We start from the raw sequence: 14011 nt of genomic DNA on the forward strand, positions 1-14011 counted from the left end.
TTCCGCTGCCTGTCTGGAGAATCCCAACATGGTCAAACGCACTAGCCTGCAAGATGCTGAGTGCCCGGTGGCTCGCTCCTTGGACGCCATTGGTGACTGGTGGTCGTTACTGATCGTGCGTGATGCCTTCGACGGCATCCGCCGCTTTGGCGAATTCCAGCGCAATCTGGGCATGGCCAAGAACATCCTCGCCGCGCGCCTGCGCACCTTGGTGGAACACGGGGTGCTGGCGGTTGTGCCAGCCTCCGATGGCAGTTCCTATCAGGAGTACGTGCTGACGGAGAAGGGCAGGGGGCTGTTTCCTCTGATCATTGGTCTGCGCCAATGGGGCGAGGCGTTTTTCTACAAGGAGGGTGAGGCGCATTCGCGGATGGTCGACCGGGAAACCGGGCAACCGCTGCCGGCACTGGAACTGCGTACGGCGGATGGGCGCTTGCTGGGGCCGGACGATTGCCTGCGGGTGCCGGCGTCGTGAGCACATGACGACTGCGGGAGCGCTTCCCGCAGTCGTCGGCATGGCTTAGCGCAGGCTGTCCACCAGATCGGCGAGGGTACTCAGCACATCCTTGCCCAGTTGCATGGAGCGCTTGCCGGACCAGCCGGTCAGCGGGTTGGGGGCATCGTCGTGATCCTTGAAGGGCATCTCCAGGGTCAATGCCAGGCAGTCGTATTTTTCCCCGACGGCGTTGCAGGCCAGGGTCATGTTGGCCTCTCCGGGATTGTCCCGGGCATAACCGTGGGTGGTCTGGAAATCCCGGGTCTGGTGCTTCAGATGGCTGCGGAAATGCTCCTCGAGTGCCGCCAGCCGTGGCGTGTAGCCCGGGTTGCCTTCGCAGCCGGCGGTGAACACGTAGGGAATCTCTTCATCGCCGTGCACATCGAGGAACAGGTCGACACCGTACCTTTCCATCTGCTGCTGGACGAACAGCACTTCGGGGCTGAGCTCCTGGCTGGCGTTCTGCCAGGCGCGATTCAGGTCCTGGCCCTTGGCGTTGGTCCGCAGGTGGCCATGGAATGCGCCATCCGGGTTCATGTTCGGCACCAGGTACAGATCGGCCTTGGCCAGCAGTGCATTGAGTTCCGGGTCGTCCCGATGCTGCAGGCGCTCGATCACGCCTTCCATGAACCACTCGGCCATATGCTCGCCGGGGTGCTGCTGGGCGATGATCCACAGTTTGCGCCGGCCTTGCTCGCCGCTGCCTTTGCGTAGCAGCTGGATGTCCCGGCCTTCGACGCTTTTGCCCACGGCCAGCAATTGGGTCCCGGCCTTGCTCAAGGCCTGGTCGATCAGCCAGTCGTGGCGTCCGCGGCTGTAGGGCTCGAAGTAGGCGAACCAGGCGTGGGTCTGGGTGGCTTCCAGATTGAAGCGCAGGGCGTCGCCTTCGAAGATCGTCGGTACGCGAAACCAGTTCACATGGTCATAGGAAGCAACAGCCTGGTAGCCGGTCCAGGCCTTGTTGTAGGAGGACTGGCTGGCATTGGTCAGGCGGAACCAGTGTTCCTGGCCGACATGCAGGCCGCTGACCTTGAAGTGAAACCACTGGAAATGCGGGCTCTGGGTATCCGGGCGGATGGCCAGCAGGGCTTGCAGTGGATTGCTGATGTCCAGCACTTTGATGTTGCCACTGTCGAAATCGGCAGTGATTTGAAACGAAGTGTGATTGCCCACGGTCATGTTCGGTTCCTGTACAGGATTGTTATGACCGTCACTCTACACACTGGAGAAGGTAATAGAAGGGGGGGGCGTCGTCCTTGACGCCGAAGCAGCTTAGTGGCTATGCGATTGATTCTCAAGCGCTACTTTTTTCTTTGCCCGGAGCGTGGCGTCTGGCGCTGACTTGCAAAAGGACATTCTTTTGCTATCATCGCCGCCATTATTTTTAGCGGCACCCACGTCTTCATTAGCCTGAAGCCAAGCCAGAAAAACTGGCAAAAAAAAGACCCGGCAAAAAGCCGGGTCAAAAACCGTGATTAGCCTGATGAGGAGATAATCCAAAGGTCCGACCTAAGGTCCTTTGGGTTATCGACCGATCTCGCGATCAGCTGGATGCAATAATAATCATTATCATTTGCAAGTCAAATGATTTTCCTCGTGTCCCGGTAAATAATCCGCCCTTCTTGCCTTGCCCTCTTGCCCACCCTCCTGTCGGGAAGGGCGCAGGCCTCCTAGCTTGATCCACAACGCTGGCATTCCAGGCACTTGTCCACCAGGGCCTTGGCCAGGTCGATCATGTGCACCACCGAAAATGCCAGGTCACGATTGGCACCCCGCAGATTGTTGGCGGCGTCATAGGCGGTGGCCGCTGCACAGCGCAATAGATCGGATGCATGGATCATGGCTTCCTCACTGCTCAGGCTGCGTCTGATCTCGAAAAACTTTTCATCCTTGCTTGGCTCGGTAATGGCGGGTTTCAAGTAGTAGTCCATCGCTCGCCGTGCCGCATCGCTATCCTTGAGTGCGTTGAATGTGGCCTCTGTATCGAATTCCTGCACATCCTTGCTGCTTGTGTTCATGAAGTGTTCTGCCCTGATGGTGATAAGGAGAGAGGGGTAGGAACGATGTTAATACGTATTGTAATTGTGACGAGATTTCAAATACTACAACTTGTGTGTTGAGGCGGGGAATACACAACGTATTGTTCGGCCCATGGACAAATGGATCGAGTTGGTTAAAGCCAACATGAAAGGCCGCAAGGTCACACAGGAAAAACTCGCCGAGCGTCTGGGCATGTCTCAAGGTGGCATCGGTCATTGGTTGAGCAAGCGTCGCCAGCCGAAGATCGAAGACATGAACCGGGTGCTCGAAGAGATCGGCATGGGCTTTCTTGAAGTTGCCCTGGTGGTCCGCGAGAAACCCATGCTCGGCGATGATGGCGAACCCCTGGTGGAGGAGCCTTCCTTGCAGCACAAGTACAACCCGTATTTCCGGTATCCGGTCAGTGATTGGCGGGAGGTCGGAGAAGTCCGGGAAAGTGGCCAGTCGGCCTATGTCCCCGAGCGTTATGAGCTTTCCGATTATCAGGCGCAGGGGGCGGCCTTCTGGTTAGTAGTGGTCGGTGACGCGATGATCGCCCCCAGCGGCCTGAGCATCAGCCAGGGCATGCTGATCCTGGTGGACCCGGCCGTTGCTGCCGAGCCTGGGAAGTTGCTGGTCGTGCAGTGTCCCGGGAATGACGAGGCGATCTTCCGCAAGTTGGTACAAGAGGGCGGCCAGCGTTATCTGGTACCACTCAATCCCACTTATCCGAAGATGCTCTACAGCGACGAGTGCCGGGTTATTGGTGTAGTCGTACAAGCAACTGCGAAGTTTTAACTTCTTTGAAGAGCCCCTTCCTACAAATAGAAAGGGGCTTTCTTATTGATAAAGTTACTCCAACTCCACCAACGCACTGCCTTCGCTGACCATTTCACCTTCCTGGCAGTACAGGGCCTTGACGACTCCGGCCTGGGGCGCGCGGATGCTGTGCTCCATCTTCATTGCTTCCAGTACCACCAGTTGCGCACCGGCCTCGACGCTTTGTCCGACGCTGACCAGCACCCGCACGATGCTGCCATTCATCGGTGCCGTGAGCCCGCCATGCTGACTGTGGCTGGCATCGGCCGCGGCGATCGGGTCGTAGGCGGTGATGGCGTGCATGTCGCCCTGCCAGTGCAGGTACAGGGTATCGCCACGACGAATGGCGCGATGTTCACGACGCAGTCCCTGTTGCTCGACCCACAGGCGCTCGTTCTGCAACTGATAGGCGGGCGAATGGGCCCCAAGGCTGATGGCCCGGTCCTGGCCGGCACAGCTCAGGTGCAGGCTGGTCTGGGCCGGCAGGCCGCTGCGCCAGCCGTTGAGCGTCGACCAGGGCGATTGGGGATCGTCAGCGCGCGTGCGCTGCGGCTGACTTTGCGCAAAGGCCTGGGCCGCCGCCTGCCAGAAGTCCGTAGTCAATTCGCTTGGCGCTGGCAGGAGTTGCTCCTGATAGCGTGGGATAAATCCGGTATCCAGTTGCGCTTGAGCAAATGCCGGATGGGCAATGATGCGCCGCAGGAACGCCAGGTTGGTTTTCAGGCCGCCGATGGCGAACTCGTCGAGCATGCTCAATAGCCGGAGGCGGGCCTGTTCGCGGTTCTCGCCCCAGGCGATCAGTTTGCCCAGCATCGGATCGTAGAAGGGCGACACGCTGTCGCCTTCCTCGACCCCACTGTCCACCCGGCGTCCCGGTCCGGCGGCGGACTCCTGATACAAATCGAGGCGGCCGGTGGCCGGCAGAAAATCATTGCCCGGATCTTCAGCGTAGAGGCGTACTTCAATGGCATGCCCCAGCAGCGGGACCTGTTCCTGGCTGATGGGCAGGGCTTCACCCTGGGCCACGCGTATTTGCCAGGCCACCAGATCGAGCCCGGTAATGGCTTCGGTAACCGGGTGTTCCACCTGCAGCCGGGTATTCATCTCCATGAAGAAGAATTCGCCGCGGGCGTCCAGAAGAAACTCCACGGTGCCGGCGCCGACATAGCCGATGGCCTGAGCGGCACGCACCGCCGCCTCGCCCATGGCCTTGCGCAGCTCGGGGCTCAGGCCCGGAGCGGGGGCTTCCTCGACTACTTTCTGGTGGCGGCGCTGAATCGAACAGTCGCGCTCGTTGAGGTACAGGCAGTGGCCGTGTTGGTCGGCAAATACCTGGATCTCCACGTGCCGTGGCTTGAGCAGGTACTTTTCCACCAGCATCCGCGAGTCGCCGAAGGACGACAGGGCTTCGCGCTGCGCCGAGGCCAGGGCTTCAGCCAGTTGGCTGACGTCCTCGACCACCTTCATGCCCTTGCCGCCACCGCCGGCGGTGGCCTTGAGCAGCACCGGGTAGCCGATGCGCTCGGCGGCGCTACGGAAGGTGTCCAGGTCCTGGGCTTCGCCGTGATAACCCGGCACCAACGGCACCCCGGCGGTTTCCATCAGCGCCTTGGCCGCTGATTTACTGCCCATGGCGTCGATGGCCGAGGCGGGCGGCCCCAGAAAGATCAGGCCCGCCGCTTCAATGGCTCGGGCAAAACCGGCGTTCTCCGAGAGAAAGCCGTAGCCAGGGTGAATGGCCTGGGCGCCGCTGGCTTTGGCGGCGGCGATGAGCTTATCGATCTGCAGGTAGCTGTCGACGGCCTTGCTGCCGCCCAGATCGACACGGATATCCGCCTCGCGGCTGTGCCGGGCGTCACGGTCGGTGGCACTGTGCACGGCCACGGTGGTCAGGCCCAGGGCCTTGGCGGTGCGCATCACCCGGCAGGCGATTTCGCCGCGGTTGGCCACCAGCAGGGTGTCTAGAACAGGGGCGCTCATGAGCGGGGCTCCTTGGTGGTGGTCGCGGACTGCCAGCTGGGCGGGCGTTTGTCGAGAAACGCCCGCAGGCCTTCCTGGCCTTCGGCGCTGACCCGGATGCGCGCGATGGCGTTCTCACAATAGCGGCGCAGAGCTGTGGTCAGCGCGCCGTTGCCGACTTCCCGCAACAGGTCCTTGCTGGCGCGCATGGCCTGGGGACTGTTGAGCAGCAGGTTGTCGATCCATTGGCTCACTTGCTGTTCCAGCGTGTCAGCCGGGTAGCTTTCCGCCAGCAAGCCGATGTCCCGCGCGCGCTGGCCGCCAAAGCGCTCGGCGGTGAGGGCATAGCGCCGGGCAGCGCGTTCACCGATGGCCTGGACCACGAACGGGCTGATGACCGCCGGCGCCAGGCCGATACGCACTTCCGACAGGCAGAACTGGGCATCGTCGGTGCCGATGGCCATGTCGCAGCAACTGATCAGGCCCAGGGCGCCGCCGAAGGCTGCGCCTTGCACCACGGCCAGGGTGGGGATTTTCAGTTTGGCCAGGTTGTACATCAGCTCCGCCAGTTCCCGGGCGTCGTCGAGGTTGGTCTGGTAGTCGAGTTCCGCCGACTGCTGCATCCAGGCCAGGTCTGCGCCGGCGCTGAAGTGCTTGCCGCGTCCGCGCAGCAACAGGAAACGCAGGCTCGGGTCGGCCTGGACCTGATCCAGGGCGAGGATCAGCTCGCGGATCATCTCGGCGTTGAAGGCGTTGTTCTTGGTTTCGCGGCTGAGCCACAGGGTGGCGAAGCCACGGGGGTCGCGCAGCAGTTCCAGGGTATTGAAGTCGCTCATGTTCTTCTCGCGCAGGATTACATGCGGAACACGCCGAAGCGGCTCTGTTCGATGGGGGCATTGAGGGCCGCGGACAGGGCCAGGGCCAGTACGTCACGGGTTTGCGCCGGGTCGATGACGCCGTCGTCCCACAGTCGTGCACTGGAGTAATAGGGGTGCCCCTGGTGTTCGTACTGATCGAGGATCGGCTGCTTGATCTCGGCTTCCTGGGCCGCGTCGAACGGCTGTCCGCCGCGTTCCGCCTGCTCGCGCTTGACCTGAACCAGCACCCCGGCCGCCTGTTCGGCACCCATCACGCCAATTCGCGCATTGGGCCACATCCACAAAAAGCGCGGGTCATAGGCGCGGCCGCACATGCCGTAGTTACCGGCGCCGAAGCTGCCGCCGATGATCACGGTGAGTTTCGGCACCTTGGCGCAGGCCACCGCGGTCACCAACTTGGCGCCGTGCTTGGCGATACCGCCGGCTTCGTATTTCTGCCCCACCATGAAACCGGTGATGTTCTGCAGGAACAGCAGGGGAATGCCGCGCTGGCAGGCCAGTTCGATGAAGTGCGCGCCTTTTTGCGCGGCTTCGGCGAACAGGATGCCGTTGTTGGCGAGAATGGCCACCGGATAGCCGTGCAGATGGGCGAAACCGCAGACCAGGGTGGTGCCGAACAGGGCCTTGAATTCATCGAACAGCGAGCCGTCCACCAGCCGCGCAATGACTTCGCGGACATCGAATGGCTGCTTGGCGTCGGCCGGCACCACACCATAGAGCTCGTCGCCGGCATACAGCGGGGCGATCGGGGTACGTTGCTGCAATTGCCCCTGCTTGTGCCAGTTGAGGTTGGCCACGCTGCGCCGTGCCAGGGCCAGGGCATGTTCGTCGCTGTCGGCGTAGTGGTCGGCGACCCCGGAAACCTTGCAGTGCACGTCGGCACCGCCGAGGTCTTCGGCACTCACCACTTCACCGGTGGCGGCCTTCACCAGGGGCGGGCCGGCAAGGAAGATGGTCGCCTGTTCACGGACCATGATGGCTTCGTCGGCCATGGCCGGTACGTAGGCGCCACCGGCAGTGCAGGAGCCCATGACCACGGCGATCTGCGGGATGCCCTGGGCGCTCATGTTGGCCTGGTTGAAAAAGATGCGTCCGAAGTGCTCGCGGTCCGGGAACACTTCATCCTGGCGTGGCAGGTTGGCGCCGCCGGAGTCCACCAGGTAGATGCACGGCAGGCGGTTTTGCTGGGCGATGGTCTGGGCCCGCAGGTGCTTTTTCACCGTCAGCGGATAGTAGGAGCCACCTTTCACCGTGGCGTCGTTGGCCACGATCATGCATTCGATGCCTTCCACTCGGCCGATGCCGGCAATCAGCCCGGCAGCCGGCACGTCTTCGCCATAGACCTCGTAGGCGGCCAGGGGGCTGAGTTCCAGGAAGGGCGAGCCGGGATCGAGCAGGCGGTTGATCCGCTCGCGCGGCAGCAGTTTGCCCCGGGAAGTGTGACGCTCCTGGGCCTTGGCGCCACCGCCTTGCTGGACCTGGGCGAGCAGGGTGTGCAGGGCATCGACCTGGGCCAGCATGCTGGCCGCGTTCTGCGCGAACTCGGGGGATTTCGGGTTGAGCTGAGACTTCAGAATCATCGGAGGGCCTACGGCAGCTTCAAGCGACACGCTTCAAGCTGCAAAAGTAAGTCGGTATCACGGCAGCGTTGGCTTGCCGCTGGTAGCTCGCCACTTGCGGCTGCTCTTACCTGGTTTCGTTGAACAGTTCGCGACCGATCAGCATGCGTCGGATCTCACTGGTGCCGGCACCGATTTCGTAGAGCTTGGCGTCGCGCAGCAGGCGGCCGGCCGGGAATTCGTTGATGTAGCCGTTGCCGCCGAGAATCTGGATCGCATCCAGGGCCATCTGGGTGGCACGTTCGGCGCTGTAGAGAATCACCCCGGCGGCGTCCTTGCGGGTGGTTTCGCCGCGTTCGCAGGCCTGGGCCACCGCGTACAGGTAGGCGCGGCTGGCGTTGAGCTGGGTGTACATGTCGGCGATCTTGCCTTGGATCAGCTGGAATTCGCCGATGCTCTGGCCGAACTGCTTGCGATCGTGGATGTAGGGCACCACCAGGTCCATGCAGGCCTGCATGATCCCGGTCGGGCCGCCGGAGAGCACCACGCGCTCGTAGTCCAGGCCGCTCATCAGCACTTTGACGCCGCCATTGAGTACGCCGAGGATGTTTTCCTCCGGTACTTCCACGTCATCGAAGAACAGCTCGCAGGTGTTGGAGCCGCGCATGCCCAGCTTGTCGAACTTGTTGCTGCGGCTGAAGCCTTTCCAGTCGCGCTCGACGATGAAAGCGGTGATGCCGTGGGGGCCTTTTTCCAGATCGGTCTTGGCGTAGATCACATAGGTGTTGGCGTCGGGGCCGTTGGTGATCCAGGTCTTGCTGCCGTTGAGCACGAAGCGGTCGCCGCGCTTGTCGGCCCGCAGCTTCATCGACACTACGTCGGAGCCGGCGTTGGGCTCGCTCATGGCCAGGGCGCCAATGTGTTCGCCGCTGATCAGCTTGGGCAGGTACTTGCTCTTCTGCTCGTGGTTGCCGTTACGGTTGATCTGGTTCACGCAGAGGTTGGAGTGGGCACCGTAGGACAGCGCCACCGAGGCCGAGCCTCGGCTGATCTCTTCCATGGCCACCACGTGCGCCAGGTAGCCCAGGCCGGCGCCACCGTACTCTTCCGCCACGGTGATGCCCAAGAGGCCCATGTCACCGAACTTGCGCCACATGTCGGCGGGAAACAGGTTGTCGACATCGATCTGTGCCGCCCGCGGTGCCAGCTCGGCCTTGACGAAGGCCTGGACCTGTTGGCGCAGCATGTCGATGGTTTCACCGAGGGCGAAGTTCAGGGTCGGATAACTCATGGCGTGGGCACCTTCACACTTGTTTTTATTGAGAGGAGGGACGTGGAGAGCGGCGCTGTCGGGCTCTCACCTTTACGTTAACGTAAACCTGCGACCGAAGGCTGTCAATCGCCCTTTACGTAAACGTCAACTTGCGCCAGAGTAGCAGGGCTTTCGATTGGAGCCGGGCTTTTTTGCACCTTTCGCCTGGCTCCTGAACACCCACTAATAAAGACAATAGGGGTCGTCATGGAACACTCGGGTTTCCAGCCGGATCGCAGTTACACCCGTGGTACGCAAGACAAGCCGTTACTCGCGCTGACCATTGGCCAGGCTTTCGACAACACTGTCGCCGCCTATCCTCAGGGCGAGGCGCTGGTGGTGCGTCATCAGCAGCTGCGTTACACCTGGCAGCAGTTGCGCGAGGCAGTGGATCTGCATGCTCGTGCGCTGCTGGCCTTGGGGCTGGATACCGGGGATCGCCTGGGAATCTGGGCGCCCAACTGCGCCCAATGGTGCATCGCGCAACTGGCCAGCGCCAAGATCGGCGCGATCCTGGTGAACATCAACCCGGCCTATCGCAGTTCCGAGCTGGAGTATGTGCTCAAGCAGTCCGGCTGCCAGTGGCTGATCTGTGCCGGGGCGTTCAAGACTTCCGATTACCACGGCATGCTGCAGGGGCTGATCCCCGAACTGGCGGAGCAATCCATCGGCCAATTGCACTGTGAGCGCCTGCCCGAGCTGCGTGGGGTGATCAGCCTGCACGCCCAGCCACCCTCCGGCTTCCTGCCCTGGTCGCAGTTGACCGACCTGGCCGCCGGAACCACTGCCGAGCAACTGCAGGCACGCCAGGACAGCCTGGATTTCGACCAGCCGGTGAATATCCAGTACACCTCGGGTACCACGGGCTTTCCCAAGGGCGCGACCCTGAGTCACTACAACATCCTCAACAACGGTTACATGGTGGGGGAGAGCCTAGGCCTGACGGCGGCGGATCGCCTGGTGATCCCGGTGCCGCTGTACCACTGCTTCGGCATGGTCATGGGCAACCTGGGCTGTATCACCCATGGCACCACCATGATCTACCCCAACGACGCTTTCGACCCTTTGCTGACCCTGAGCGCCGTGACCGAGGAGCGGGCGACCGGTCTGTACGGGGTGCCCACCATGTTCATTGCCCTGCTCGATCAGCCCCGGCGTGGCGAGTTCGATCTGTCGAGCCTGCGTACCGGGATCATGGCCGGCGCCACTTGCCCGATCGAGGTAATGCGTCGGGTCATCAGCGAAATGCACATGAGCGAAGTGCAGATTGCCTATGGCATGACCGAGACCAGCCCGGTGTCGTTGCAGACCGGTCCCGCCGACGACCTGGAGTTGCGGGTCACCACTGTGGGGCGTACCCAGCCCCATCTGGAGAGCAAGATCATCGACGAGGCCGGCAATGTGGTGCCGCGGGGCACTATTGGTGAACTCTGCACCCGGGGTTACAGCGTCATGCTCGGCTACTGGAACAATCCCCAGGGCACCCTTGAATCCATCGATCAGGCGGGCTGGATGCACACCGGCGACCTGGCGACCATGAACGAGCAGGGTTATGTGTGCATCGCCGGGCGCAACAAGGACATGATCATTCGCGGTGGCGAGAACATCTACCCGCGGGAACTGGAAGAGTTCTTCTTCACCCATCCTGCCGTGGCCGATGTGCAGGTGATCGGTATTCCCTGCGCCAAGTACGGTGAGGAAATCGTCGCGTGGATCAAGTTCCATCCCGGGCATTGCGCCAATGAAGTGGAGCTGCAGGCCTGGTGCAAGGAGCGCATCGCCCATTTCAAGACGCCGCGCTACTGCGGATTTCGGAGCACCGTGACCGGCCGTTTCGGTTGATCGTGACCGGTCATTTCGCTAACGCGTGACCGCTCATTTCGGTAGCAACGTGACCGATTTTCCGCCTGTTCCGAAACAGGTGGTCACGGCTTACCGAAATCGCCGGTCACGACTTAGCGAAAGCCTTCCCCTTCGTTGCGCATGACCTGATGCGCCGCCATCCTCGACCGATTTCGGGAGAGGAAGATGGCGGCGCCGCGAGTAGCCATGCGAAACATCAAAGAATGTCTGCGCCTCAAGTTTGAGGCCGGCTTGTCCCACGAGAAGATTGCCCGTGCCTTGCAGCTGTCCAAGGGCGTGGTTAGCAAGTACATCGCGGCGGCGCGGGTGGCCGGGCTGGACTGGCCGGCGCTGGTGGCCATGGACGAGGCCGCGCTGGCGGCCGCCTTGTTTGCACCGACGTCGACGAACAAGCCGCGCGGTGAGCGAGTGCTGCCCGATGTGCTGAGCATCCACCGCGAGTTGCGACGCAAGGGCGTGACCTTGCAGCTGCTGTGGGAGGAATATCTCGCCGCGCATGCGGGCCAGCCGACCTACCGCTACACCCAGTTCGTCGAGCACTACCGGCGCTACGCCCAGACGCTCAAACGTTCGATGCGTCAGCTGCACCGTGCGGGCGAGAAGCTATTCATCGACTATGCCGGGCCGACGCTGCCGGTGGTCGACCCGGCCACCGGCGAAGTGCGCCGGGCGCACATCTTCGTCGCCGCCCTGGGCGCCTCGAATTACACCTATGCCTGCGCGACGCCAGGCGAAACCCAGGTGGACTGGCTGACCTCGCTGGGCCAGGCTCTGACCTACTTTGGCGGCGTGCCGGAAATGGTTGTGCCGGACAATCCGCGCGCCCTGGTCGCCCAGCCGGATCGCTACGAGCCGGGCCTGAACCGGGCCACGCTGGAGTGCGCGCGTCATTACCAGACGGTGATCCTGCCGGCACGGCCACGCAAGCCTCAGGACAAGGCCAAGGCCGAGGTGGCGGTGCAGGTGGTCGAGCGCTGGATCATGGCGCGGCTGCGCCATCGGCAGTTCTTCAGCCTGCATGCGCTTAACCAGGCCATCGCCGAGCTGCTGGAGGATCTGAATCGGCGCCCGTTCAAGCGGCTCGATGGCTGCCGGCGCGACTGGTTCGAGCGCCTGGATCGCCCGGCCTTGCGAGCGCTGCCGGTGCATCCCTACGAGGTCGCCACCTTCAAGCGCTGCAAGGTCAGCATCGACTACCACATCGAGGTCAATGGCAGCTTCTACAGCGTGCCCTCCGCCCTGGCCCGGCAGAACGTGGACGTGCGACTGACGGCACACACCCTGGAAGTGCTGCATGGCAACCGGCGGGTGGCCAGCCACCTGCTGCTGGGGCGACGCGGCGCTTACAGTACCCAGCGCGAGCACATGCCCGCGGCGCACCAGGCGCATCGCGAATGGACGCCACAACGCCTGCTCGACTGGGGCGCGCGGATCGGCCCCTACACGCGCCAACTGATCGATCACCAACTGACCCACAAGCCGCACCCGGAGATGGGCTACCGCGCCTGCCTCGGCCTGCTCTCGCTGGCCCGGCGCTATGGCAATGCACGCCTGGAAGCCGCTGCCGAACGTGCCGTACACCTGCGCGCCTTCACCGGGCGCAGCGTGCGCAACCTGCTCCAGCAAGGCCTGGATCAACAGCCGCTGCCCCAGCGTGCCGCCGAAACGACCTTACCCGGCGACCACGAGAACGTCCGTGGCGCCGACTACTACCAACCCCCGCAACAGGAGCTGTTCGATGATGCCGCAACACACCCTGAATCAACTGCACCAGCTACGCCTGGACGGCATGGCCCGCGCCCTGGAAGAGCAATGGACGCTGCCGGCCAGCCACAGCCTGAGCTTCGATGAACGCCTCGGCCTACTGCTCGACCGCGAACTGGCCTGGCGTGACAACCAGCGCCTGGTACGGCTGCGCAAGAAGGCCAAGCTCAAGTACGCCAACGCCTGCCTGGAAGATCTCGACCGCCGCACCGGACGCGCCCTGGACGAGCGTCTGATCGCCACCCTGGCCAGTGGCGACTGGATCCGCCAGCAGCACAACCTGCTGCTGACCGGCCCGACCGGTGCCGGCAAAACCTGGCTGGCCTGCGCCCTGGGCAACCAGGCCTGCCGCCAGGGCTATAGCACCCTGTACCTGCGCACCCCGCGCCTGCTGGAACAACTGCGCATCGCTCATGGCGACGGCAGCTTCGGCCGTACCCTGCAACAGCTGGCAAAGGTCGACGTCCTGGTGCTGGACGACTGGGCGCTAGCCCCGCTGGAGGAAGGAGCCCGGCATGACCTGCTGGAGGTGATCGACGACCGCGCTGGCAGCCGCTCCACCATCCTGACGAGCCAACTGCCCATCGAGCACTGGCACGGCTGGATCAACGACCCGACCCTGGCCGATGCCATCCTCGACCGCCTGGTGCACAACGCCTACCGACTGACGATGAAAGGCGAGTCGCTGCGCCGAAAAAAAGCCGAGGAACAAGCCGCATCGTGACCGATGCGATTACAATCCAGAACCCGCGCAACCGGGGTGGAAGCACCGGTCACGTATTAGCGAAACGCTCGGTCACGTTCACCGAAATCCGCAGCGCTACTTCAAGTTCGTTGAGGAATTTCCGATGACGGTGACCGGCAAGATCCAGAAATTCCGCATGCGCGAGATCAGCATCGAGGAGCTGCGCGAGCAGGTGGGTAAGGTCTGAGCCTTGCTGGGGCGTGCATCTGTACCGGTGCACGCTTTTGGGGCGAGGAAGGGCGGGTAAAGTCGAATCGCGAAAAGCACAAAGGGGAGCCGAAGCTCCCCTTTAATGTGTCGTTGCGTGCTCTTTTTTTATTATTGAGGGGCGGTCTGTTGTTGTTTTTGGCAACCGTGGCCCTTTGCTGCTGTTTTGGGTGATCCCCATCCGGGATCAAGAGCAAACGTATTTTTTTGAGCGCTGATCCAATGTGTCGCCAGGGCGATCCAACCAGTTCGGGAGCTACCTCAGGGTAGTTTTATTGTTCTCTGACCGGTTGCGGGTGGCTCTTGCAAGCCCTCCTGCACACTACATCCTCTCCAAAAAAATCTGTTAGCTGCGTCTCTGTCGTGTTGTTTTTGTTATGTCAGAGTCGT

At 62.4% G+C, this 14011-nt stretch carries 11 protein-coding genes and 1 pseudogene; 6 read left to right on the forward strand and 6 right to left on the reverse strand.

The window, feature by feature from the left end; all coding sequences use genetic code 11:
- Positions 1 to 28: 28 nt before the first annotated feature.
- Positions 29 to 475: a winged helix-turn-helix transcriptional regulator gene (locus BLV47_RS10305; RefSeq protein WP_092312976.1), complete on the forward strand. Its 447-nt coding sequence runs from the start codon at positions 29 to 31 to the stop codon at positions 473 to 475.
- Positions 476 to 520: 45 nt separating this feature from the next.
- Here the strand turns inward: BLV47_RS10305 and BLV47_RS10310 are convergent, their stop codons facing one another.
- A complete protein-coding gene (locus tag BLV47_RS10310; RefSeq protein WP_092312979.1) occupies positions 521 to 1675 on the reverse strand; it encodes a M14 family metallopeptidase in 1155 nt (384 codons plus the stop codon).
- A 491-nt stretch (positions 1676 to 2166) separates the two neighbouring features.
- Entirely contained in the window at positions 2167 to 2514 is a 348-nt protein-coding gene (locus BLV47_RS10315; RefSeq protein WP_092312982.1) for a DUF6124 family protein, read from the reverse strand.
- 133 nt (positions 2515 to 2647) lie between these two features.
- Here BLV47_RS10315 and BLV47_RS10320 point away from each other — a divergent pair, with 133 nt between their 5' ends.
- Positions 2648 to 3313: a LexA family protein gene (locus tag BLV47_RS10320; RefSeq protein ID WP_092312985.1), complete on the forward strand. Its 666-nt coding sequence runs from the start codon at positions 2648 to 2650 to the stop codon at positions 3311 to 3313.
- Positions 3314 to 3367: 54 nt separating this feature from the next.
- Here the strand turns inward: BLV47_RS10320 and BLV47_RS10325 are convergent, their stop codons facing one another.
- From BLV47_RS10325 to BLV47_RS10340, 4 genes are all read right to left on the reverse strand, one after another.
- On the reverse strand, positions 3368 to 5314 hold the full coding sequence (locus BLV47_RS10325) for an acetyl/propionyl/methylcrotonyl-CoA carboxylase subunit alpha (RefSeq protein WP_092312988.1): 1947 nt from the start codon (positions 5312 to 5314) through the stop codon (positions 3368 to 3370).
- A complete protein-coding gene (locus tag BLV47_RS10330) occupies positions 5311 to 6129 on the reverse strand; it encodes a gamma-carboxygeranoyl-CoA hydratase (protein ID WP_092312991.1) in 819 nt (272 codons plus the stop codon). The genes BLV47_RS10325 and BLV47_RS10330 overlap by 4 nt, the downstream gene beginning before the upstream one ends.
- Positions 6130 to 6146: 17 nt before the next feature.
- Positions 6147 to 7751, reverse strand: coding sequence for a carboxyl transferase domain-containing protein (locus BLV47_RS10335; protein ID WP_092312993.1), 1605 nt, complete (start codon positions 7749 to 7751; stop codon positions 6147 to 6149).
- 106 nt (positions 7752 to 7857) lie between these two features.
- Positions 7858 to 9021 carry an isovaleryl-CoA dehydrogenase gene (locus BLV47_RS10340; protein ID WP_092312996.1) on the reverse strand — a complete coding sequence of 388 codons (1164 nt, stop codon included), beginning with the start codon at positions 9019 to 9021 and terminating at the stop codon, positions 7858 to 7860.
- A 228-nt stretch (positions 9022 to 9249) separates the two neighbouring features.
- Between BLV47_RS10340 and BLV47_RS10345 the strand changes: the two genes are divergently transcribed.
- From BLV47_RS10345 to BLV47_RS36975, 4 genes and pseudogenes are all read left to right on the forward strand, one after another.
- Entirely contained in the window at positions 9250 to 10884 is a 1635-nt protein-coding gene (locus BLV47_RS10345; RefSeq protein ID WP_092312999.1) for an AMP-binding protein, read from the forward strand.
- Between the two features lie 186 nt (positions 10885 to 11070).
- The gene (gene istA / locus BLV47_RS10350; protein WP_062838241.1) at positions 11071 to 12756 is read left to right on the forward strand and encodes an IS21 family transposase; all 1686 of its coding nucleotides are present in this window, start codon (positions 11071 to 11073) and stop codon (positions 12754 to 12756) included.
- Positions 12644 to 13393: an IS21-like element IS1474 family helper ATPase IstB gene (istB, locus tag BLV47_RS10355; protein ID WP_062838242.1), complete on the forward strand. Its 750-nt coding sequence runs from the start codon at positions 12644 to 12646 to the stop codon at positions 13391 to 13393. Before istA ends, istB begins: the two co-directional genes overlap by 113 nt.
- 94 nt (positions 13394 to 13487) lie before the next feature.
- Positions 13488 to 13601 (forward strand): annotated as a pseudogene (locus tag BLV47_RS36975) (hypothetical protein); the annotation flags it as partial.
- Positions 13602 to 14011 lie beyond the last annotated feature (410 nt).

This window comes from Pseudomonas saponiphila, from assembly GCF_900105185.1.
GTDB lineage: Bacteria > Pseudomonadota > Gammaproteobacteria > Pseudomonadales > Pseudomonadaceae > Aquipseudomonas > Aquipseudomonas saponiphila.

Coding starts and splice junctions, on each gene's coding strand:
- BLV47_RS10305 (WP_092312976.1), top strand. CDS start 29: ATGGTCAAACGCACTAGCCTGCAAGATGCTGAGTGCCCGGTGGCTCGC.
- BLV47_RS10310 (WP_092312979.1), bottom strand. CDS start 1,675: ATGACCGTGGGCAATCACACTTCGTTTCAAATCACTGCCGATTTCGAC.
- BLV47_RS10315 (WP_092312982.1), bottom strand. CDS start 2,514: ATGAACACAAGCAGCAAGGATGTGCAGGAATTCGATACAGAGGCCACA.
- BLV47_RS10320 (WP_092312985.1), top strand. CDS start 2,648: ATGGACAAATGGATCGAGTTGGTTAAAGCCAACATGAAAGGCCGCAAG.
- BLV47_RS10325 (WP_092312988.1), bottom strand. CDS start 5,314: ATGAGCGCCCCTGTTCTAGACACCCTGCTGGTGGCCAACCGCGGCGAA.
- BLV47_RS10330 (WP_092312991.1), bottom strand. CDS start 6,129: ATGAGCGACTTCAATACCCTGGAACTGCTGCGCGACCCCCGTGGCTTC.
- BLV47_RS10335 (WP_092312993.1), bottom strand. CDS start 7,751: ATGATTCTGAAGTCTCAGCTCAACCCGAAATCCCCCGAGTTCGCGCAG.
- BLV47_RS10340 (WP_092312996.1), bottom strand. CDS start 9,021: ATGAGTTATCCGACCCTGAACTTCGCCCTCGGTGAAACCATCGACATG.
- BLV47_RS10345 (WP_092312999.1), top strand. CDS start 9,250: ATGGAACACTCGGGTTTCCAGCCGGATCGCAGTTACACCCGTGGTACG.
- istA (WP_062838241.1), top strand. CDS start 11,071: ATGGCGGCGCCGCGAGTAGCCATGCGAAACATCAAAGAATGTCTGCGC.
- istB (WP_062838242.1), top strand. CDS start 12,644: ATGATGCCGCAACACACCCTGAATCAACTGCACCAGCTACGCCTGGAC.